This window comes from Bacillus cereus group sp. RP29 (assembly GCF_040459765.1).
GTDB lineage: Bacteria > Bacillota > Bacilli > Bacillales > Bacillaceae_G > Bacillus_A > Bacillus_A paranthracis.
On record NZ_JARVHN010000001.1, the window covers coordinates 621,239 to 642,816 of the forward strand.

A 21,578-nucleotide genomic window follows, 5' to 3' on the forward strand; every position below is an offset into this window, starting at 1 on the left:
GAGGAATAGAGTAATGAGCGAAAAGTGTGAACACAGACATGATGATTGTAACCGCAGACATGGGTGCGGAGGCGGTTTTGCGCTTCTAATCGTATTGTTTATTTTATTAATTATCATCGGTGCTAGCTGCTTCGGCGGTGGCAGTTGTGGTTATGGCGGTTACGGCGGCTACGGATATGGTGGCTACGGCGGATATTGCTGCTAGTTAAAAACTATTGAAAATGGCCTTGTGCAATACGCACAAGGCCATTTTATTCATATTTTTATGTGTTGTGATAATTTATTAATGTACAGAGATCGGATTAAGAAGAAGAAAATAATCTCGATAATCCCAAAGAAAGTGAGTACAATTAATAGCTCTTTTAGTAAAGAAAAAGCGAGCATGCTTTGTAAAAACTTAACCGCAAATAATGTATGAACACCAGCAACAATGTAAGGGACGAAAAATAAAATTCCTAATTGAATCGTTGCGGAGCGAAACATTTCTGACTCAGTTAATCCAAGCTTTGTAATCGTAATATATTTTTGTTTTTCATTCGTTAAGTCGTTATACATACGGAAGTATAAAACACTAGCTGCACCGATAAAGAAAATAAAGCTGAGAAATGCCCAAATAAAGAATTGAGCAACTGCATTTCCTTTACTATGAACCAGTTCATCCGTAGCTGTATAAATATGAAATGGTTTAATGAAATCTTCTTCACCCTTATGTGCTTCATACAAAGCTTCTTCATCATGATTTAAGCTTTTTAATATATTTTTTGTTGGGACAATTGCATTTTCCCAATTCTCCACGAAGTAGTTATAAACTGTAATTGTTTCAATATGAGGAACCATATTTTCAATTACTTCATCTCGCATCACTATTAAGTGAGGTAATGCAAAGGGGGGCTCAATTCCTCTATTAATAAAACCTTTAATTTGAAATTCCTTTTTATTAGAGCCAAGTGTAATCGTGCCCTGCTTCGCAAATGGGTTAGATACGAGATTTAATAACGCTGGTGAATAGCGAGAAATATTATAAACTTGTGAAGATTCGAGAGTGATTTCTGGCCTGTTTAATTGCTTTGCTATTGCGTTATAATCACTCATTTTCATAATGGCAATTGATTCTTTTGAAGCTGTATCTTTTAAAACGGTAAATTTATATTTGTCATATTGAAAATTAGCATTTGTAAGTTCAGTTTCAATCGTAGTAATATGCTTTTGTTCAAATACATTAATACCTTCTGATGTATAGGTGAATGGTATAGGATATCGTTCTAGTATGGGTGCTTTCGTATGATTGTTTGCAGCAAATAACCCGATAATAATCGTAAATGCAAGTGCAGATAGCATAGAAACGATAAAGAGTACATTAATATTACTGCGGGTACGAGAAACTAAATCTGAAATCCATAACATATTTATTTGTTTCAAATAAAACTTTCTTCGTTTCTTTAAAATATAGATAAAGAGAAGAAATGTTTGTGAAAAAAATAAATACGTCCCAATTACTACAAGCGGTAAAATAGATAACATAATTAAGAATACAGATCCATTTTGGGCATTTTTTTCTGTTATGTAGCCTTGCGGATAACCGGCAATATAATAACATAGTCCTAGACAAGTTAAAGCAAATAGTGAAATGAGTATAGATGGTCTTTTTTCGCTCTTCTCTTTGTTAACTCCCTTAATAAGCTGCGTTGTTTTTCGAGTACGAATAAACATTGGTGTAAACGTAGATACGATGAAAAATAAAATAATAAAAGTTACGGTTGTAACGATAATAGCTTCTGTTGGCCAATATAAATAGAGGCCTTTTGCACTTGTTAATTTAGAAGTAACGAGTAAGAAAAAGTTAGAGAAAACAAGACCGCCTTGAATACCTGCAAAGATAGCAAGCATTCCAATAATCATATTTTCAGTAAACAAAAGACGTTTTAATTGTTTTTGAGATATACCGATAACAGTTAAAACGCCAAATTGCTGCTTCCGTACATTTAAAAATGTTCCAATTGAATATAAGAGAAAGAAGAACGAGAACATAACGATAACCAACTGCGCTGTACTAGCTAAGTTCATTAGAGGATCACGTTCTTGGAAACTTTGTACACTTTGTAACCGCGGATGATATGCATATACAGTAAATGAAAAGAAAACCATGATAGAAAACGCACTACTTACAAAGTAGGCGAAATATGCTTTTGAATTACGGGAGACATTTTTAAATGCGAATTGCCAAAATGTCATCCACGTCTTCCTCCTAGTAATGCTAAAACATCTAATATTTCTTGATAAAATTTCTCACGGTACAATCCGCGGTGTAGTTCATTGTAAAGTTCGCCATCTTTAATAAAAATGACGCGGTTACAATAACTTGCTGCGAATGGATCGTGCGTAACCATTAAAATTGTTGCATCTTCTTCTTTGTTCAATTTCGTAAATAGTTCCATCACGTCAATTGCCGCTTTTGAATCTAAATTTCCTGTCGGTTCATCGGCAAGTAAAAGTGAAGGATGATGAATAACAGCACGTGCTACTGCGGTACGCTGTGCTTGTCCTCCTGACACTTCAAAGATACGCTTGTCTAAAATATGATCAATTCCAAGTTTCTTTGAAATGTTATCAAGCTTTTCATCCATTTCTTTTAAAGGAACATTATCTAATGTTAAAGGTAGTACGATATTTTCACCGATTGTTAGTGTATCTAGTAGGTTAAAATTTTGGAAAACAAATCCTAGCTCTTGGCGGCGGAAAATAGCTAACTTCTCTCTACGAAATGTGTGCGGTTTTTTTCCATTAATCACGACATCACCAGCAGTCGGAGAATCAATGGTAGAAATAACGTTTAAAAATGTAGATTTACCGCTACCAGATGGTCCCATAATCGCAACGAATTCACCTTTATCTACATGTAAATTTATATTTTTTAAAGCAGTATGAGGGATCTTTCCTTCATACACTTTTGAGACATTTTTAATGTGTAACACTTCTTCCATAATAATCACCTTTCTATCCTTTAAAACTTAATATGGTGTGATAATTTTTGCATATAGAAGGAACGAATTAAAAGGAAAAATAAAATTTCAACTGTTCCAAAAATCATCAGTACGACTGTAATCTCAGCGAAGAACGAGAGATGTAAAACTTCTTGCAGCATCTTTGTCGCAAACATCGTATGAATTGATGCCATAATGTACGGGACAAAGAATAGAATCGCAAGTTGAATTGTAGCAGATCGTTTCATTTCGGCTTCTGTTAAACCAATTTTTGTAATCGTTACATACTTTTCTTGTTCATTTGTTAAATCTGTATGCATCCTGAAGTAAAGAACACTGCCAGCACCAATAAAGAAAATAACACCTAAGAAAGTACCAATTAAGAAGAACGAAGCGACATTTTGTTTTGTTGTGTATAGAGAATCGCTCGCTTCACTTGCATGGAAAGGCGGGTGTTCTGCTTGAATGTTGTTCCCGTCGGTATTAATTTTGTCTATGAATACCGCGCCGATGTTATTAGCTTTTTCCCAGTCCTTAACTTTAAAGCTATATACACTCATCTGTTTTGAAACAGTGGATAATGCTTCTACATTTTCATCAGATAGTATGAGCAATTGGTATATTAAGCGATTTGGGAATGGATTATAACTTTTATATTCTTTCACTTGTAGTTGTAAATTGTTTTGCGTAAGTGTAAGAGTATTTTTCTTGTCTTTATTGTGAAGCGTTCCAATAACTTGATCATCTAAGTCTTTCATAAGAATATAAGATTCATTCTTATTTACCGTGAGTGTCTCCCAATTTAAAGCTTTAGCAAGTACATTATAGTCACTTTGCTTAATGGCATAATAGAGCTGCGTGTTATTTTCAGCTGAAGATACTTCATATATATCCGTTTTAAATTTTGTATAAGTAAAGTGCTCTTCATTAAATTTTTGTTCTAACCAGTTTAAATGTTCATCCGCCAACGTATTTTCAGTATGTGATAAATATGTAAAAGGAAAAGGGTTTTCTCTTACTGTATCGAACTTCATAAATTTACCAAATCCATATAAGAATGTAATCATAGTAAAAGCAAGTGTTGATAGCATCGCTACAATAAAGAGCATGTTAATGTTTGTCCGAATGCGCGCTGCTAAATCAGAAATCCAAAGCATATTAATTCGCTTCATATAAAATGTTCTTCGCGTTTTTAATATACGAATGAGTAAAAAACTAATTTGTGAAAAGAAAAAGTATGTTCCAGCTGTAACAAGTGACGGAATGAGAAATATACTGGTGGTGGCGTACAAAAGCCCAACTACGTCGCCAAGCGACATGAAATATAGCGGATTGGCTGCTAGCACGTATCCAGATATTAAACATATCGCACCAAATAGAGAGATGAGCACAGATGCTTTTCTTTCTTTTTGTTTTGTTCCTTCTTTTAAAAGACGTACAGCCTTTCTCGTCCGAATTAGCATCGGCGTAAACGATGAGACGAGAATGAAGAGTCCTAGAAAAATGATCATAGTTAAAATAATGGCAGCTGTTGGCCAATATAAATATAAACCAGGAACATGTGTAATCTTGGCGGTAACTAATAAAAAGAACTGCGAGAAAACAAGTCCAAGTTGAATGCCGAAAAAGATGGAAAGAACACCAATTAGCATGTTTTCTAGAAATACGAGTCTCTTTAATTGTTTTTGGGATATGCCAAGTACTGTTAAAATCCCAAATTGCTTTTTTCGCACTTTTAAGAAAGTACCGATTGAATATAGTAAAAAGAAAAATGAAAAGAATACGATGACAATTTCTGAAATTGTCATTAATATGTTCAGAGCAGCATTCACGCCTGTCATATGCAATTTAGGATGAAATAAATAAACTGCAAACGAGAAAAAAATTGCAATGGAAAATGCACTGCTTACAAAATAGGCGAAATAAGCTCTGGCGTTCCTTGTGACGTTTTTAAATGCAAACTGCCAAAATGTCATTCACCTAAACCTCCTAATATAATGGGCATGAAAAAGGAGGGAAGAGATCCCACCTTTTTCATGTAATAACCTTTTTAATGTGTATCAGTATATTGTGATAACTTCTGCATATAAAGTGAGCGAATGAATAAGAAAAATACAATTTCAACGAATCCAAAAATAATAAGAACGGCTGAAACTTCTTTGAACAAAGATAAGCCAATTACATCTTGTAGCATTTTCGTTGCGAACATTGTATGAATGGATGCCATAATGTACGGAACGAAAAATAAAATACTAAGTTGTATGGTTGCAGATCGTTTCATCTCTGCACCTGTTACACCGATTTTAGAAATCGTTATATATTTCTCTTGTTCGTTCGTCAAATCTGTATACATTCTAAAGTAAAGAACGCTACCGGCTCCAATGAAGAAAATAACTCCTAAAAATGTTCCAATTAGGAAGTATGCAGCACTACCAGATGTTATTCTGTATAACGATCCTGCTGATTCAAATAGTCGAATAAGAGTCCCTTCATATTGGGAGTTGTTGCGATCTTTTTGCACTTTTTCTATAAAAGTATCAGCAATTTCATATGTCTGTTCCCAATTTTGAATTTTATAATTATATGCCGATATATGCTTTACCGAGTTAGGTAAGTTGTTCACAACAATATCAGGCAAAACGATCGTTTGATATGAAAAGTCAGATGGAATTGCATGGATCTGTTCATAGCCTTTTACTTTTAATTTCGTATTTGTACTAGAGAGTGTAATGTAATCTCTTTTATAGCTTTGCTCAAATTCATTGAATATAGTGATATAAGACGTCCCCGTTAAAACATATGCCTCGTTATCATTTATAAATAGTTGTTTCATTCGTAAAGAATTCGCAAGTTTGTTATAGTCACTTTGCTTAATTGCGTATACGTCATTATAAATAGCTATACCTTTATCTTCTTCTAGCGGTGTTTCATACATATCAGCTGTTATTTTCTCATAAGGAAAATGCTCTTTTTTTAATTGTTGCTCAAGCCAATTTAAATGCTCTGTAACAAAAGGATTCGCATCATAAGAAAAATAAGAAATTGGGAAAGGCGAAGTTCGATTAACGTCTAGCTTAATAAATTTTCCGAACCCATATAGGAACGTAATCATTGTGAAAGCGATAGTAGATAGCATTGCTACAATAAAAAGCATATTAATATTCGTTCGAATACGGTTTGCTAAATCAGAAATCCAAAGCATATTAATCTGTTTCATATAAAACTTTCTTCTTTTCTTTAAAATATGAATAAGTAAGAAACTAATTTGTGAAAAGAAGAAATATGTACCGATTGTAACGAGCGTTGGAATGACGAAAATACTTGAAACCATATATATAACACCTATTTGTGGGCTTACTGATACGAAATATTTAGGATTTCCAGCTAACGCATAGCCACCAAATAAACAAATCGCACCAAATAAAGAAACGAGTATGGATGGTTTTTTTTCTTTTTGTTTTCCGCTCTTTGTTTTTAACAGGTGTACCGCTTTTTTTGTACGAATGAGCATCGGTGTCAATGTAGATACAACGATAAAAAGACTAAGGAAGACGATTGTCGTTAAAATAAACGCGTTAATAGGCAAGTATAAATATATGCCCGGTACATGCGTAATTTTTGCTGTCACTAATAAGAAAAATTGCGAGAAGACAAGTCCAAACTGCATGCCGAAAAAGATAGATAAAATACCGATTAACATATTTTCCATGAAGACGAGACGGTGTAATTGTTTTCTCGATATTCCTAAAACGGTCAAAACGCCGAATTGTTTTTTTCTAACTTTTAAAAAAGTGCCAATGGAATATAGTAAAAAGAAGAAAGAAAAAAATACAATTACTACTTCTGAAAATATCATTAATCCTGAAATTTCAGAGACCGTGCCAAAGTTTTGTAATTTCGGATGGAATAAGTAAACAGCAAATGAAAAGAAAACGGCAATCGAAAAAGAACTACTTACAAAGTAAGCAAAATAAGCTCTCGAGTTGCGCGTGACGTTTTTAAATGCAAATTGCCAAAATGTCATAAATTATACCTCCGATTAGAAGATATAGAAGTAGTTTTATTGCAAAAAATGTATGAGAGTGAGTTCTCATACATTTTGCTTGCATATATCACGATCATGCTTCGGTCACCTTCTCCGTATGTTCTGATTGATTATTTGCAGCGTTGTGGAAGATGATTTTAATCGTCGTTCCTTTCCCAACTTCAGAATCTAGTTTGACAGAGTGACCTAAATAATCACAAATTTTACTTACGATATAAAGTCCCATACCAGTAGATTCTCCGAATGTACGACCATTTTTCCCAGTGTAAAACGGTTCGAATACTCGTCGAATATCTTCTTGCGGAATACCAACACCTTCATCACGAACTTCTAAAATAATATCTTTTCCGTTTCGATAAGCGGATAAGAATACTTTCTTTCCGCGCTCACCAGAGTAACGAACGGCATTTGTCATTAACTGATAGATGATAAATTTTAGCCATTTCGCATCAGAAGCAACCTGTAAATCAGAATGAACTTCTAAAACAGGGAAGACTCCGTTTCGGATAAATAGTTCTTTTAATCCATTAATATTTTTCGTTACCGTATCTTTTAATGAAATCGTCTCAACATGGAAGTCTTCATGGAAGTTATTTAACCTTGCCATGTATAAAGCCATATCAAGCCCTTGGTTTAGACGTTCTAATTCTTTTTTGAATTTCGGAATTAAATGTTCATCTTCCATTTCGAGTACCATAAGTTGCATAACAGAAACGGGCGTTTTCATTTGATGCACCCAGTGGTTAATGAATAATTGATGTTCTTGTTGTTTTACTTCGTACGATTGTAGTTCTTTTTGGAATAGACGATACTGCGTGCGCACGAGTTCATTTACACCGTGAGGCATCGGAGCAGTTGCTCTTTCAATAAATGCATCTTCCATTTTTTCTGGTTGTTCACTTAATCTATGGTACATTCTACGATTACGAACGTAACGGTAAGCGAGGAAACAAATAAATAAGTATAAGCTTAAAACGACGAAGTAAAATTTATTATTTTGAAATCCATCTACTGCATCATACAGAACGAAAATGATACCGAAGTTTAATACGTACAGTAGAAAAAATGCAAAATGATCACGTAAAAATAGCTTCATGCTTATTCACTCCAAGTTGCGTTAAAACGATACCCAAGTCCGCGCACTGTTTCAATAGCATTTTCAATACCAAGCTCATTGAACTTTTTACGAAGACGCGTAATGTTTACGTTTAATGTGTTTTCTTCAACGAAGCTCTCGTCATCCCAAAGAGCGGCTAGTAAATCTTCACGGCTCGCTGTACGAGGGAATTTAGATAATAACATTTCTGCTAAAATAGCTTCTTTCTTCGTTAAAAGAACTTGTTCAGATCCGAAGTGAATTTCAGGACGTTCTGGGAATAGTTTTAAGCCTTCTACTTCAACGATACGTTCAGAAATATTTGGCGCATAATCACCGTAAATACGGCGTAATTGACCTTTAATTTTTGCCATTACAACGTCATAGTGGAACGGTTTTGTAATATAATCATCCGCACCGCTTTCAATCGCCATAATTTGTTCCATCTCACCAGCACGAGCTGAAATGAAAATAATAGGACAAGTAGATTCATGACGAATTTGGCGGCACCAGTAAAATCCATCGAATTTTGGTAAGTTTACATCAAGTAAAACAAGATGTGGCTTTACAGCGTTAAAAGACTCCATAATATCATCGAAGTTCTCTGCAACAACAGCTTCATAGCCATATTTTTGAATGTGAGATTGTAGTAATGATGAAATATTTGGATCGTCTTCAACGATTAAAATTTTATACATATGTATATTCCTCCTAAAAAACAATTGTAGATATAGTGTATCATGTGTTTCAAGTCTTTTCATTATGTTGAAAGATAAGCTAATAAACAGTATAGGTCAAAAGCGGAGAAAGTAAAAAGGGCCTCGTATATAATTGACAATTAACTGAAAACATTTTAACATTTAGATAAATATCTAAATGTCTAATTAGTGAAAGGAAGAAAGACATTGAATCAAGCGTTCAAAGCATTAGCAGATCCAACAAGGCGAAAAATTTTAGACTTATTAAAAGAAGGTGATCTAACCGCTGGTGAGATTGCTGAACATTTCAATATGACAAAACCAAGTATTTCACACCACTTAAACGCACTTAAAAATGCTGAACTTATTCAAGATGAGAAGAAAGGTCAATTCGTTATGTACTCTTTAAACACAACGGTCTTTCAAGATTTATTGACTTGGGTGTTTACATTTACGAATAAGGGGGAAGAGGGGAAATGAGGAAGCATATATTTCCGTTATTGTTAATTGCTTTAACGATTATTGCATGGTGCGTCGCGTGGCCTTATTTACCAGGAGAGGTTCCGAGCCATATAAATGTCTCGGGTGAAGTAGATGGACATATGTCGAAGATGGGCATGATGATTTTGGATGTTGCAGTTATGTTATTTATATATATTTTAGCAATTGTTTTACCTAAATTAGATACGAGATATGCGAATTACGGCAAGTTTTCGAAAGCATATATGATGATGAATGGAGCTATTTTATTATTCTTATTTGCTAATAACATCATGGCACTCGCAAATGCTTTAGGATACAACATTCCTATTGCAATTGTTGTGAACATAATGCTCGGTATACTCTTTATTGTACTCGGCAATTATATGCAGCAATGTAAACCAAATTTCTTCATAGGTATTAAAACGCCGTGGACGTTAAGTAATGAGGAAGTATGGAGAAAAACACATAGGTTAGGGGCAAAGATTATGATGATTGGCGGTATTGTAATTATGATTTCGGCGTTTCTACCGGGAATGTGGAAAGTGATTAGTTTGTTAAGTGTTGTTGCTGTATTGGTTGTTGGTACGATGGTATATTCCTATGTCGCTTATAAAAAAGAACTAAAAATGTAAAACAAAGCTGCTTTTCCTTTTAAGGAAAAGCAGCTTTATTTTTTATTTCCTCAAAACCGGTATCCAGATTTCACTTTTAAAGTTTGGAGAAGATATATCTTTCTGTTCATTCCATAATATTTCCGGTCCTTCCGCTAGTTCATAGTTTGAGGAAGGAAACCATTCGGAATAAATGCGTCCCCATACATTTTGTAGTGCATCCGGAAATGGACCAACAGCTTCAAATATAGCCCACGTTGAAGCTGCAACTTCAAGTTGCGCAAATTGCTCTGGGCAATCTTTCATTGTGGCTACGCCAATATAGTGATCAAGTTCTCCTTTTTCCTCCATTCTTCCTTCAGAAAAGTTAGTAGAAGCACTAATAATTCCAGTAGGTTCCATATTTGAAAGTGACTTTAAAGTTTGAATGACATCTGGATTTAAACTTTTCCACATAGAAGCAATTTCTTCATTTACACCGTTAAATACAATCGGTATGCGTTTTGTAATACCAATAATTCGAAATGGTTCTTTTTCTTCAATTCGATAATTCATTTCATTTCCTCCTTGGATGGATAATTGGAAGGTCATTGGTGAATAGGCTTTTAGGGAATGACTACTATTTCGGGCCTCTGAAGGTGTTATGCCGTGCAAGTTCTGAAAGGCACGCGCAAAAGAATCTGGTGAGTTGTACCCATATTTGATAGCTACATCAATGACTTTTGCATCGCTATTTTTTAGTTCAAAAGCAGCGAGAGTCAGACGTCTACAACGAATATATTCTGATAGTGATATGCCAGCTAGAAAAGAAAACATTCTTTTGAAATGATATTCCGAGCAGTAAGCTAGCTTCGCAACTTCTTTAAAATTAATTTCATTTGTTAGGTTGTTTTCAATATAGTGCATTGCAGCATTCATATTTTTAAGTGAATCCATATGATGACCTCCTCTGTACATAGAATAGCAGGAACGAAATAGCTCCATCCGACATTTCGTGCACAACTTTGTAGGGTACATTTTGTACCTTACAAAATTGTAATGTTCCTGTAAGGAGAATGAATGGATGGCATGATATCCCAATGTTATAGTAACAAAGTACTTTGATTCATTAGGTTAAATTTTGATTTCTTTGCTTACTGGTCTTACATAACTGTCATGTTTGTGTAAGAAACATCGATAGTGGAAAAAGTAGAGAATGTATATAGTGAAAATAGAGAATAGATGAAATGAGGGATGTCGAGATGAAAACAGTGTTAGAAGCAAAAAATATTGAAAAAGTATATGACACGGGTGGTAATAAATTTGCAGCGTTAAAAGGTATTAACTTACAAGTAAAAGAAGGTGAGTTCGTTGGAATTATGGGACCTTCTGGTTCTGGTAAGACGACTTTACTAAACGTTCTTTCTACAATTGATAATGCGACGAACGGTGAAATTTTAATTGATGGAAAAGATATTGTGAAAATGAATGATGATAAGTTAGCGTTATTCCGCCGCGATCATTTAGGTTTCATTTTCCAAGATTATAACTTATTAGATACGTTAACTGTAAAAGAGAACATTGCGTTACCTCTTGCGTTATCAAAGGTGAAAGCGAGTGAGATTGATCGCCGCGTTCTTGAAATCTCAAAGAAATTCGGTATTGATCATATTTTAAGTCAGTTCCCATATCAAGTATCTGGTGGACAGAAGCAAAGATGTGCGGCATCACGTGCAATCGTTACAAATCCAAGTATGATTTTCGGGGACGAGCCAACGGGAGCACTTGATTCGAAATCAGCGACAGATTTACTTGAAAGTATGAAGTCGCTAAATGAATATGATAATTCTACAATTTTAATGGTAACGCACGATGCGTTTGCGGCAAGTTACTGTAAACGAGTTATTTTCATTAAAGATGGTGAGTTATATAAAGAATTGCACCGCGGCGAGTTAACGCGTAAACAGTTCTTCCAACAAGTCGTTGATGTAATGTCTTCTATTTCCGGAGGTATGGCTGATGACCTTATCTAGCATTGCCCTCCGCAACATACAGCGGAACTTTAAAGACTACTTTGTATATTTTGCATCAATGATTTTTAGTATCGTTATTTACTTTACATTTAAAGCACTGCAATATAATTCACAAATGGAAAAAGCAGCGGAAGCTTCTAAAAAAATTAGCGGGGCATTCCAAGTTTCCAGTGTGATGCTTATTATTTTCGTAGCGGTGTTTATTATATATTCGAACGGTTTCTTTACAAGAAAACGTAAAAAAGAAGTTGGACTCTATTCCTTATTAGGTATTCGTAAAAGACAAATTGGTAAAATGCTCTTTTATGAAAATATGTTAATGGGGTTAATGTCTTTAATTATCGGGATTGCGATTGGTAGTGTCCTTTCAAAATTATTCCTTGAGTTATTAGTAAATATGATGGGATTAAATTTAAATGTTCATTTTGAAGTACCGATGGCTGCCATTATTGATACAGCAATTATTTTCTTTGTGATTATTTTATATACATCACTTCAAGGATATCGTTTAATTTATCGATTCAAGCTAATTGAACTTTTCCGTGCAGAACGTGAAGGAGAAGCAATGCCAAAAGGATCTGTTATTATGGCATTCATTTCAGTTTTCTTAATCGGTTCAGGTTATTTCTTAGAGCTAATGTACATGAAAGCAGTTATGTATGCAGACTTTATGGTCGTTGCATTATACATTTTATTAGCGACAGTAGCAGGAACTTATTTATTGTTCATGTTCTTCACAGTATTTATATTGAAACGTGCGAGAAATAATAAATCAGCGTTTTATAACGGTATGAATATGGTAACGACATCACAGTTACTCTATCGCATTAAAGGAAATGCGAAATCACTGGCGACAATCGCTATTTTAAGTGCAGTAACATTAACGGCGGTTGGTACGTCAGTTACGATGTATTACAACACATTTACGCAATCAAAAGTTGCTGCGCCGTATAGTTATTCCTATGAGAAAAAAGATGCAGCATTAGATAAAAAAGTAAATGAAATACTTGCTGGAGAAAAGAATAATCATCCAGTCACATATGAATCAGAAGTTGAAATGATTCCTGTGAAAGGAACATTTAAAGGTGAAAGAGCGGATCAAGTTCTGAACACACACTATAATGTGACGAAGCAGTACCAGCTTATTTCTCAATCAAACTTTAATACAATCGCGAAACATTTAGATATAGAACCTGTAAATTTAAGTGCGAATGAAGCTTTTGTATATGATAGCTTATATATTGAAACACTTGATTTTGGTCCCCTTTACACAGGAAATACAGCTGTATTCCCTGTTGGAAATGAATCGAAAGAGTTAAAGATTAAAGGTGTAAATAGTAGAAGTGTTACAAACTTAAATGAACTATTTGTAATCGTTCCTGATCAAACATATGAGCAGGCGAAACAAGTAAACGAAACGCGCACTGTAAAAAATATTGATGTAAAAGGTGAGCGAAATAGTAAAGAGTTAACAGCGAAATTAGCAAGCATTATGCCAGCTGGTGAATCAGAAATTTTAAAACCATTTAACGATTTCTATACAGGATTCCAAATGGGGCTTGAAACGACAGGCTTAATGATGTTTATTGGGTTATTCTTAGGATTAGTCTTCCTATTAGCGACAGGCTCAATCATTTACTTTAAACAATTAACAGAAGCAAGTGCTGACCGTGATCGTTACATTGTCCTTCATAAAGTTGGTGTAACGAAGCAAGAAATGAAGAAAGCTATCGCAAAACAAGTAAGCTTTATCTTCGCTATTCCGTTAGTAATCGGAATTTTGCACAGCTTGTTTGCACTAAAAGGTTTAGGGAACATATTACCGTATGAAATCATGATCCCACTCCTAATTAGTATTGGAGTATACGGCGCTATTTATATCGGATATTACTTCTTAACAGTTCGTTCTTATTATAAGATTGTGAGTGCGAAATAATAAGTGAAGCTGTGAGGAAGGAAAAAGCCATTTACCTAATTTTTATAGGTGAAGTGACCCCCGAAAGTTAGACAGGTCGTTTCATTAGGCAGCCTCTAGGGTATGAGCCCGGTATTGTACTGGGCTCATACCCTTTAATTTTGCCTTAATTCTTTTATGGTTATAGTATTCTATATACTTTGCTAATTCTTGTTTGAAATGTGTTATATTTTCAAATTCTTTTCGATACAGAAATTCCGATTTCATGATACCGAAGAAATTTTCAATAACGGCATTGTCATAACAGTTTCCTTTGCGAGACATACTTTGAGTTATGCCACAATTCTTAAGAGAATGACGGTATTGTTTCATTTGATAGTGCCAACCTTGATCAGAGTGAATGAGGAGTTTATCCGGATCGGTTACACAATAAAGTGCTTGGTCCAACATCGTTGAAACAAGGGAATAGGTCGGTCTGGGACCAATTGTATACGTGATAATTTCACCATTAAATAAATCCAACATTGGTGATAGGTATAACTTCTCCCCAAATAATTTAAACTCCGTAATATCTGTAACCCACTTTTCATTTGGTTTTTCAGCTTGGAAGTTGCGATTTAAAATATTTGGCGCAATTTTCCCAACTGTCCCTTTGTAAGAGCGATATTTTTTCATACGAACCAGACATTTTAATCCTAATTCTTTCATAAGGCGATACACTTTTTTATGATTTACTTTGTGTCCACGATTCATAAGTTCATCACGAATACGACGATAGCCATAACACCCATCGTGTTCATTATAAATAGCTTGAATCAGTTCTTTTACCTCCGCATTTGGATCAGGACGATTAAAACGTTTCATCCAGTAATAGTACGTACTACGTGGAATGTTTGCGAGTTGAAGTAACTCCTTGATAGGAAATTCATGCCTTAACTCGTAGATTACTTGCGCTTTGTCTTGTTTGGTGATTTTTCTTTGTTTTGAACTAAGGCATTCAACTTTTTTAAATATGCATTTTCCATACGTAAACGCTCATTTTCCGCTTGTAAGGCTTTGATTGATCCTTCATCTACTGGTTTTATTTTTTTATCTTTCATGGTTGGACGCCCCTTTTTCTTTAATTGTAGGGCATCCAATCCTCCTGTTTCATAAGCTATTTTCCATTTCCGAAGTGTTTCATAAGACGGTATATTGAAAAGTGCCGCTGTTTCTCTGATAGATGTCCCGTGTTCATTCATATAATAAAGTACATCTAGTTTATACTGCGCTGGGTAGAATGTATAGCACTTTTCAAAGGCCTTTTCACCTGAAGACTCATATCGTCTAATCCACTCACGAAGTACGCTAGGGTTAACTCCTACAGATTTAGCAATTATTTTTCCACTTTCTGTACCATCTAAATATCGTTTCACCGCTTGGATTTTTTCTTTTGAAGAAAATTTAGCCATAAAAAATGCACCTCCAATTGTTAGACTGTGTCTAACAATTGGGGTGCACTTCAAGGTGAGTGGCTTTTTTGTATAGAAATAATTAACGTGCATCAATTATGTCGATGAAACTAAAGGTATGTTTACGGCCAAAGGTATCTATACATATTAAAGAACGTTTCAAAGGGTTTAATTCAATTACAGTCATATACATTGTAGGGAAATAATTATCTTTATAATAAGTGACCAATATTTGTTTTTCTGAAATGAATGAGCGTAATAAAGTGTCTTCAATTCTTTCTCTATCATCGTATGGTGATACTTTTCCCGATTCTTTCATGTGAGCAGATTGTTTAGACATACTAGTCAATTGAACCGATTTTGATATATTTGTACTACTCATGCTTTCTATTCTCCTAACAATATATTTTCTATATAGGAAGGTTAATCACTATGGAAGTAACTACTGCTGATCATTCCGAAGTACCTGGTGTTAGTTTTATTATGTCTGATTGGGAACCGAATTTGCTTAGTACTAAAAAATTATCAAATTCATTCACTTATTTATAGTAATTTATTTGTCATTTTTGTACTTTTTTGAAGAGGATTAAAACTTTATTTTGGATGAAGGAGAGGAAATCAAATGGAGGAAGGTGAGCAAGTATGACAACTATCTCACCCTCTATTAAGAAAGCGTTTTTATATAACGGTATGATTTTCACGATATTGTCTAGGAGTCATGTTAGTAATTTTTTTGAAAACCCTTGTGAAATAACTTTGGTCATTAAAGTTAAGCCAGGCACAAATATCTGATAATGGGTAGGTCGTTAATGTTAATAACTTTTTGGCTTCTTCTACTCGTTCCCTCTGGATGTATTCACTTAAAGGAATTCCCACTTCTTTTTTAAATAGCTTTGATAAATAAGTAGGGGAAATATGTAAAAGGTTAGCAAGGTCATTAAGAGTTATTTCATCGTAAATATGTTTGTGAATATGATTTAGGCATGTAGTAATGGCATTAGAATATGCTTGATTATTATATTCTTTTACACGTTCTGCAAAAGTACATAATGCATCTTCAATTAATCTATTTACGGAATACATGTTATCTAGTTTTTCGATGGTTTGGATATATAAAGTACCGAGTGAAAAAGCAACATGTGATGGAAGATTACCATCTATCGCATATCGAATAGCTAGCGTAATGGCGATAATGCCATTATTTTTTTGGTTTCTCAGTTGATCTCCTTTAGATGAAATTGCTGAATCTTCTTGCGGGAAGGAATATGCATATTGTATGACTTTTTCTTTATTGCCTTCTTTAATTGCAGAAAAAAATTTACGTTCCAATGATATGTCATAATGTTGCGGATCATGCCGAAGACGTTTTGAAATGTATAGATCAGGATTTACGATTTTATAAGAAACGTCTTCGAGCAATTTATTTTTTTTCCAAACAATATCGCGATCTAATTTTTCATTAAAAATGACGTAATGTAACCAAATACTTATATCAATTAGTGTGCTTTTTTTCATCTCGGGTAGAAATTGATAGTAGTCTATTCCTTGCTGCGTTTTATCATTACAGTTGAAATACTTCATAAGTTTAATCGCCATTTCATCTGATACTTTTGGATAAGTAGTAGGGCCGAGTATAATTGTTCCTTTTATATGTTCATGATCTATGAAGGCTAATGAAATTCTCAAGGTACTTATTCCCTTTGAAAATTGGAAAATTACAAGGAGCATTTTCTTGATAAAGTTCATTCAGATGTTCTTCTTTAGAAGTATAAAAAGGACTACCAATCGTATGAGAAGTAGATTCATATACAATTTTTTTATTAATAGCTAAAAATTGAACAGGTACATGAAAAGTGCTATGTACAAGGTCGCATAAGTGCTGTATGTCGATATAATTATTCATAATCTTCTCCTTTTAAATCGTTTTGAAATATATTTGAACCTATATTCGTTTCTACAAAATATAAATTTCTTATTATTTAAATTTCTTTGCTCATACAAAATAATTACATATGTTGGATAATAATGAAAGGTAATTGACAGATTTATTTCTACAGATGTTGTATGAAAATAGACGTAGTGATGGTACCTTCCATAAAGTTCATTTTTTATATCCATTATACCGAATAAATGAATATAAGAGAGATGTTTATATATAAGAACAAATGATATATTCTTCATAAAATCTTAAGAAATCTCCTCAATTTTTGTTAAGAAACGATAGTTATACTTAAAAACAAGTTAAAAACTATTGAACGAATGAGGAGAGGTTTACATGCAGCTCATAACATTCTTACATGAATTTATTAAACATCCGAAACATACTGGTGCAGTTGCGCCAAGTTCAAAAATATTAGCAAAGAAAATGGTAGATGTAATTGATTTTAATAAAGCAAAATGCATCGTAGAGTTAGGGCCTGGTACAGGGGTTTTTACGAAGGAGATTATGAAGAGAAAAAAGAAGGGAACAATATTTCTTCTTATTGAAATTAATGAAGTGTTCTGCAATGAGTTAAAGAGAAAATATAAAGATGAGCAGAACGTTATTGTTGTACACGGTTCAGCTGAAAATATAAAGAAGTATATGGAAGAGTTCCATATAGAATGCGTGGATTATGTCTTATCGGGATTACCTTTTACCTCTTTACCAGAAGAAGTTTCAAAACGCATTTTAAATAATGCAATGGAAGCAATACATGAGAATGGGGAATTCATAACATTTCAATATTCACTTGTGAAAAAAGGATTTATACAGCATTTCTTTCCTCAAATTACATTAGAAAAAGTGTGGCTCAATTTCCCGCCAGCGTACGTCTTTAGCTGTAAAAAAGAGCTAAGGAGAGTATATGCATAATGGAATTGCATGAATTATTATCCTATATTGAGCAGTATGGTTATTGGGCGTTATTTTTCTGTTTATGGTTGGGTATTATCGGTATGCCAATTCCAGACGAAATGATTGTAATGAGTGGCGGATTTGTCTCTTCACTAGGGATATTAAGTATCATTCCTGCATTTTTATTAACGTATTTAGGAGTTGTATCCGGACTTTCTTTAGGTTATATACTAGGGAAAATATTTGGTACAAAAGTACTTCATAAACTAATGAAAAAGAAAAAGGCAAAATATCTTTTGAAATCTCAACAAATGGTAGAGAAATATGGTCATTATGCGTTAGTTACAAGTTACTTCATACCAGTTGTAAGACATATTGTACCGTATGTAGTTGGAATGAATAACATGTCATTTCGGGTATATGCTTTGTATTCCTATACGACAGGATTTGTTTGGACGCTCATTTATTTTGTGCTCGGTTCTTTATTCGGACAACATATTGAAAGAATTGTAGCAGTTGCGATAGAGTATGGTGTGTATTTTGGCGTAATTGTCGTTTTAATTGGTAGTTTGTTTTATGTAAAAAGAAGTGCAGTAGTGAGTAAGTAGCGGAGGCTGTTCCAAAATACATTTTGGACAGCCTTTTTTGTTGTTTCTACTATCAGTTTTTGTCGGTAAGTCGATATTCCTTGTCGAAACGTCGATATATTCGAAAAATCGTTGATATATTTTGAGTTGTGTTCGATATATTTGAAAAATCGCCGATATAATTTCATGTACCTAGATGTAACGCCACATTTCTTCTACATTAAGAAAAAGTTAAGAAACAGTACGAGTTTTTATTAAGAAATGCGCACTATACTTAGAAATGTTCTCAAGAAAACTTAATAAAAGGCGGAATATAAATGAAAAGATTTATTTTTGGATCATTACTTGTTATCGTCGCAGGAGCGACATATTTATTAAGTGGAAGTGCTACAGTAGATTCCATGAACCCGTTTCTTAAATTAGAATATCGTTATGCCGTAATTGATAACGATGGAAAAGATTTAGGTGGAAATAAAGGCCGTGCATACACAGTGAACACATATGATAAGGATGGAAACGAAAAAGAGATAACAATTGATGGAGTGGATACATTGCAAAAAGGTTCATACTGGCATGTAATTACGAGAGGAAAGTCTGTGCACGATAAGGTACAAATAGAAGAAGAAATAATTCCTGACGGTGCAAAGGCAAAGTTAGGATTGTAAATATAAACCCGATTCTCGATGAGAGAATCGGGTTTGTTATTTTATGGTAAAATTTAAAGGAGAGGAGTGAGAGGAATGCTACTCATTGTTAGCCTTATTTTAATTGGAATCATGTGTAGTATGAGAATAGTATCATTACATATGATAGAACGAGAAAAGATAGAAGAACGATACGTATATTGTCCAAAATGTGATGCGAAAATTAGAAAAGGGAATTCTGCTCCTTTTTGTTCAAAATGTAATGTAATCTTTTAAAGAAGATAAAAAGGCCAAAACGAACATATTTCAGTTCGTTTTGGCCTTTTTTGAATGAAGAGTAATAACAACTTTCTATGTTCCACTCATAATTTCTACGGTTATCTCCGCAAAAATAGGTTTTTTTTATAAAATCATTTTATTTTGGAGCTACAGACGTTGAAACATAAAATTGTTACTTATTAGTATCTATAACACTTTAAAGTGCGTACTTTTTATTGTGTTGTAGATAAGACATAATTACATACGTGAGAGGGAAATGAGTAGTGTAGAACTAAAAAGCATATACGTTATTTTTCATAACTATCGTGCTTTAATCGGTCAGCCCTTGTCACATTAATTGATATTCATTCATCATTTTTAAATAGATTTTAGGAGGAGATTTTAAATGAAAGATTTATTAAAAGGTACACTTGGTTTTGGTACGGCACCACTAGGTAATATGTACCGTAATATTCCAGAGGAAGAAGCAATCGCAACAGTGGATGCTGCTTGGGATAATGGTGTTCGTTACTTTGATACAGCTCCACTGTATGGATCTGGTTTAGCAGAGATTCGTCTTGGTGAAGCACTATCGAAAAGAAATCGTGATGAGTACTTCTTAAGTACAAAAGTAGGTCGAATTATTTCAGATGAATTGGAAGATCCATCTACACGTGATTTAGGTGAAAAAGGCGGACTTTTCGAATTTGGTCGTAAAAATAAAATCATCAACGACTACAGTGCGGATGCAACTCTTCGTTCTATTGAAGATAGTTTAAAACGTTTAAAAACAGATCGTCTAGATTTTGTTTATATTCATGACGTAGCACAAGATTTTTATGGAGATGAGTGGATTTCACAATTTGAGATTGCTCGAACAGGAGCATTCCGTGCACTTACTCAATTGCGTGATGAAGGTGTAATTAAAGGCTGGGGCCTTGGAGTAAATAAAGTAGAAGCTATTGAACTTATGCTGGACTTAGAAGAAGCAAAACCAAATGTATCTTTATTAGCTAGTCGCTATTCATTATTAGACCACGAGCGTGCGTTAGAACGCGTAATGCCTGCGGCTGTAAAAAACAATATGGACATTGTTGTTGGTGGACCATATAGCTCAGGTGTTCTTGCTGGAGGTACTCACTTTGAATACCAAAAAGCGTCACCAGAAATCATTGAAAAAGTTAATAAAATGAAAAACCTTGCCGATCGTCATGGAATCAGTATTAAAGCTGCTGCTTTACAGTTTTCACTGGCTAACCCAGCGGTTGCTGCTGTTATTCCAGGTGCAAGTAAACCGGAACGAATTGCAGAAGACCAAGCTGCATTGAAAACAGTGATTCCAGCAGCGTTCTGGGAAGAAATGCGTGAACAAAAATTAGTTGCAGTTAATGCACCACTACCAATTAACGTTAAATAAAAAGGAGAGTAATGAAAATGGCAAATACTATTACATCTATTGAAATTCCAGCTTCACCTGCCCAAGTATGGCAATTAATCGGAGGTTTTGATGCACTTCCAGATTGGTTACCATATATCCCTAGCAGTAAAGTAACGGAAGGTGGACGTGTACGTCATTTAGCTAATCCTGATGGCGATGCAATCGTAGAGCGCTTAGAAGCATTTAATGAGAAAGAACGTTACTACACATATTCAATTATGCAAGCACCATTCCCTGTGACGAATTATTTATCTACAATCCGTGTTAAAGAAGGTAAAGATGCTAACACATCATTAGTTGAATGGTCTGGTAGCTTCACTCCTGTAGCGGTTACTGATGAAGAGGCAATTAATCTATTCCATGGCATTTATAAAGATGGTTTAGAGGCGTTACAACAAACATATTTAGCTTAATCAATTTATTAAACATTTGAAAGTCTGCAGTGTAACAACTGCAGACTTTTTTGATTATGGAATTTCTTTTTAAGAAAATATTAAGAAACCCTAGCACTATTTGTTAAGAA

The 21,578-nt window shown here is 34.1% G+C and carries 20 protein-coding genes and 1 pseudogene; 11 read left to right on the forward strand and 10 right to left on the reverse strand.

Going from position 1 to position 21,578, the window contains the following annotated elements; genetic code table 11:
- Nucleotides 1–13: 13 nt before the first annotated feature.
- The gene (locus tag QCI47_RS03155) at nucleotides 14–205 is read left to right on the forward strand and encodes a YjcZ family sporulation protein (RefSeq protein WP_353811691.1); all 192 of its coding nucleotides are present in this window, start codon (nucleotides 14–16) and stop codon (nucleotides 203–205) included.
- A gap of 50 nt (nucleotides 206–255) precedes the next feature.
- On the opposite strand, the gene QCI47_RS03160 is transcribed toward QCI47_RS03155, so the two are convergent.
- From QCI47_RS03160 to QCI47_RS03185, 6 genes are all read right to left on the reverse strand, one after another.
- On the reverse strand, nucleotides 256–2,232 hold the full coding sequence (locus QCI47_RS03160) for an FtsX-like permease family protein (RefSeq protein WP_242227774.1): 1,977 nt from the start codon (nucleotides 2,230–2,232) through the stop codon (nucleotides 256–258).
- Nucleotides 2,229–2,981, reverse strand: coding sequence for an ABC transporter ATP-binding protein (locus QCI47_RS03165; RefSeq protein WP_353811692.1), 753 nt, complete (start codon nucleotides 2,979–2,981; stop codon nucleotides 2,229–2,231). Before QCI47_RS03165 ends, QCI47_RS03160 begins: the two co-directional genes overlap by 4 nt.
- Before the next feature lie 20 nt (nucleotides 2,982–3,001).
- Nucleotides 3,002–4,957, reverse strand: a complete 1,956-nt coding sequence (locus tag QCI47_RS03170) for an ABC transporter permease (protein ID WP_061131980.1) — start codon at nucleotides 4,955–4,957, stop codon at nucleotides 3,002–3,004.
- A 74-nt stretch (nucleotides 4,958–5,031) separates the two neighbouring features.
- Nucleotides 5,032–7,005 (reverse strand): FtsX-like permease family protein, encoded by a 1,974-nt coding sequence (locus tag QCI47_RS03175; protein ID WP_074542770.1) that lies wholly within the window; start codon nucleotides 7,003–7,005, stop codon nucleotides 5,032–5,034.
- Nucleotides 7,006–7,099: 94 nt separating this feature from the next.
- Nucleotides 7,100–8,122: a sensor histidine kinase gene (locus tag QCI47_RS03180; protein ID WP_000765352.1), complete on the reverse strand. Its 1,023-nt coding sequence runs from the start codon at nucleotides 8,120–8,122 to the stop codon at nucleotides 7,100–7,102.
- A 2-nt stretch (nucleotides 8,123–8,124) separates the two neighbouring features.
- On the reverse strand, nucleotides 8,125–8,820 hold the full coding sequence (locus QCI47_RS03185; RefSeq protein ID WP_000276737.1) for a response regulator transcription factor: 696 nt from the start codon (nucleotides 8,818–8,820) through the stop codon (nucleotides 8,125–8,127).
- Nucleotides 8,821–9,027: 207 nt separating this feature from the next.
- Between QCI47_RS03185 and QCI47_RS03190 the strand changes: the two genes are divergently transcribed.
- The gene (locus tag QCI47_RS03190; RefSeq protein WP_001070523.1) at nucleotides 9,028–9,300 is read left to right on the forward strand and encodes an autorepressor SdpR family transcription factor; all 273 of its coding nucleotides are present in this window, start codon (nucleotides 9,028–9,030) and stop codon (nucleotides 9,298–9,300) included.
- Nucleotides 9,297–9,935, forward strand: a complete 639-nt coding sequence (locus tag QCI47_RS03195) for an SdpI family protein (protein ID WP_076874931.1) — start codon at nucleotides 9,297–9,299, stop codon at nucleotides 9,933–9,935. Before QCI47_RS03190 ends, QCI47_RS03195 begins: the two co-directional genes overlap by 4 nt.
- A gap of 42 nt (nucleotides 9,936–9,977) precedes the next feature.
- Here QCI47_RS03195 and QCI47_RS03200 read toward each other — a convergent pair whose 3' ends face one another.
- A complete protein-coding gene (locus tag QCI47_RS03200) occupies nucleotides 9,978–10,850 on the reverse strand; it encodes an AraC family transcriptional regulator (protein ID WP_240813935.1) in 873 nt (290 codons plus the stop codon).
- A gap of 305 nt (nucleotides 10,851–11,155) precedes the next feature.
- On the opposite strand from QCI47_RS03200, the gene QCI47_RS03205 reads away from it, so the two are divergent.
- Nucleotides 11,156–11,926: an ABC transporter ATP-binding protein gene (locus tag QCI47_RS03205; protein WP_000859654.1), complete on the forward strand. Its 771-nt coding sequence runs from the start codon at nucleotides 11,156–11,158 to the stop codon at nucleotides 11,924–11,926.
- Complete coding sequence (locus QCI47_RS03210; protein WP_353811693.1) at nucleotides 11,913–13,862, forward strand: ABC transporter permease; 1,950 nt, start codon at nucleotides 11,913–11,915, stop codon at nucleotides 13,860–13,862. Before QCI47_RS03205 ends, QCI47_RS03210 begins: the two co-directional genes overlap by 14 nt.
- An 84-nt stretch (nucleotides 13,863–13,946) precedes the next feature.
- Here QCI47_RS03210 and QCI47_RS03215 read toward each other — a convergent pair.
- From QCI47_RS03215 to QCI47_RS03225, 3 genes and pseudogenes are all read right to left on the reverse strand, one after another.
- Nucleotides 13,947–15,292, reverse strand: a protein-coding gene (locus tag QCI47_RS03215; RefSeq protein WP_152692390.1) for an IS3-like element ISBth10 family transposase whose coding sequence is annotated in 2 segments (ribosomal slippage) — nucleotides 13,947–14,851 and nucleotides 14,851–15,292 — 1,347 coding nt in all. Because the reading frame shifts where the segments join, the coding sequence is not laid out codon by codon here.
- An 82-nt stretch (nucleotides 15,293–15,374) separates the two neighbouring features.
- Entirely contained in the window at nucleotides 15,375–15,674 is a 300-nt protein-coding gene (locus tag QCI47_RS03220) for a YolD-like family protein (protein ID WP_061184986.1), read from the reverse strand.
- A gap of 296 nt (nucleotides 15,675–15,970) precedes the next feature.
- Nucleotides 15,971–17,195, reverse strand: a pseudogene (locus tag QCI47_RS03225) (helix-turn-helix domain-containing protein).
- A gap of 372 nt (nucleotides 17,196–17,567) precedes the next feature.
- Between QCI47_RS03225 and QCI47_RS03230 the strand changes: the two are divergent.
- The 6 genes from QCI47_RS03230 (at nucleotide 17,568) to QCI47_RS03255 (ending at nucleotide 21,468) form a co-directional block, all read left to right on the forward strand.
- Nucleotides 17,568–18,146: a class I SAM-dependent methyltransferase gene (locus tag QCI47_RS03230; protein ID WP_071743380.1), complete on the forward strand. Its 579-nt coding sequence runs from the start codon at nucleotides 17,568–17,570 to the stop codon at nucleotides 18,144–18,146.
- Nucleotides 18,146–18,736: a DedA family protein gene (locus QCI47_RS03235; RefSeq protein WP_061131988.1), complete on the forward strand. Its 591-nt coding sequence runs from the start codon at nucleotides 18,146–18,148 to the stop codon at nucleotides 18,734–18,736. The genes QCI47_RS03230 and QCI47_RS03235 overlap by 1 nt, the downstream gene beginning before the upstream one ends.
- Nucleotides 18,737–19,032: 296 nt before the next feature.
- Entirely contained in the window at nucleotides 19,033–19,380 is a 348-nt protein-coding gene (locus QCI47_RS03240) for a YxeA family protein (protein ID WP_046199465.1), read from the forward strand.
- 75 nt (nucleotides 19,381–19,455) lie between these two features.
- Nucleotides 19,456–19,635, forward strand: coding sequence for a hypothetical protein (locus QCI47_RS03245; RefSeq protein WP_000924671.1), 180 nt, complete (start codon nucleotides 19,456–19,458; stop codon nucleotides 19,633–19,635).
- Between the two features lie 388 nt (nucleotides 19,636–20,023).
- Entirely contained in the window at nucleotides 20,024–21,034 is a 1,011-nt protein-coding gene (locus QCI47_RS03250; RefSeq protein WP_353811694.1) for an aldo/keto reductase, read from the forward strand.
- Between the two features lie 17 nt (nucleotides 21,035–21,051).
- A complete protein-coding gene (locus QCI47_RS03255; RefSeq protein ID WP_000024113.1) occupies nucleotides 21,052–21,468 on the forward strand; it encodes an SRPBCC family protein in 417 nt (138 codons plus the stop codon).
- Nucleotides 21,469–21,578: the final 110 nt, after the last annotated feature.

Excerpts from the sequence above, each read along its gene's own strand:
- QCI47_RS03160 (WP_242227774.1), bottom strand. The coding sequence starts at position 2,232 with ATGACATTTTGGCAATTCGCATTTAAAAATGTCTCCCGTAATTCAAAA.
- QCI47_RS03240 (WP_046199465.1), top strand. The coding sequence starts at position 19,033 with ATGAAAAGATTTATTTTTGGATCATTACTTGTTATCGTCGCAGGAGCG.
- QCI47_RS03255 (WP_000024113.1), top strand. The coding sequence starts at position 21,052 with ATGGCAAATACTATTACATCTATTGAAATTCCAGCTTCACCTGCCCAA.
- QCI47_RS03175 (WP_074542770.1), bottom strand. The coding sequence starts at position 7,005 with ATGACATTTTGGCAATTTGCATTTAAAAACGTCACGCGCAACTCGAGA.
- QCI47_RS03210 (WP_353811693.1), top strand. The coding sequence starts at position 11,913 with ATGACCTTATCTAGCATTGCCCTCCGCAACATACAGCGGAACTTTAAA.
- QCI47_RS03165 (WP_353811692.1), bottom strand. The coding sequence starts at position 2,981 with ATGGAAGAAGTGTTACACATTAAAAATGTCTCAAAAGTGTATGAAGGA.
- QCI47_RS03250 (WP_353811694.1), top strand. The coding sequence starts at position 20,024 with ATGAAAGATTTATTAAAAGGTACACTTGGTTTTGGTACGGCACCACTA.
- QCI47_RS03170 (WP_061131980.1), bottom strand. The coding sequence starts at position 4,957 with ATGACATTTTGGCAGTTTGCATTTAAAAACGTCACAAGGAACGCCAGA.
- QCI47_RS03185 (WP_000276737.1), bottom strand. The coding sequence starts at position 8,820 with ATGTATAAAATTTTAATCGTTGAAGACGATCCAAATATTTCATCATTA.
- QCI47_RS03180 (WP_000765352.1), bottom strand. The coding sequence starts at position 8,122 with ATGAAGCTATTTTTACGTGATCATTTTGCATTTTTTCTACTGTACGTA.
- QCI47_RS03245 (WP_000924671.1), top strand. The coding sequence starts at position 19,456 with ATGCTACTCATTGTTAGCCTTATTTTAATTGGAATCATGTGTAGTATG.
- QCI47_RS03195 (WP_076874931.1), top strand. The coding sequence starts at position 9,297 with ATGAGGAAGCATATATTTCCGTTATTGTTAATTGCTTTAACGATTATT.
- QCI47_RS03230 (WP_071743380.1), top strand. The coding sequence starts at position 17,568 with ATGCAGCTCATAACATTCTTACATGAATTTATTAAACATCCGAAACAT.
- QCI47_RS03235 (WP_061131988.1), top strand. The coding sequence starts at position 18,146 with ATGGAATTGCATGAATTATTATCCTATATTGAGCAGTATGGTTATTGG.
- QCI47_RS03220 (WP_061184986.1), bottom strand. The coding sequence starts at position 15,674 with ATGAGTAGTACAAATATATCAAAATCGGTTCAATTGACTAGTATGTCT.
- QCI47_RS03155 (WP_353811691.1), top strand. The coding sequence starts at position 14 with ATGAGCGAAAAGTGTGAACACAGACATGATGATTGTAACCGCAGACAT.
- QCI47_RS03205 (WP_000859654.1), top strand. The coding sequence starts at position 11,156 with ATGAAAACAGTGTTAGAAGCAAAAAATATTGAAAAAGTATATGACACG.
- QCI47_RS03200 (WP_240813935.1), bottom strand. The coding sequence starts at position 10,850 with ATGGATTCACTTAAAAATATGAATGCTGCAATGCACTATATTGAAAAC.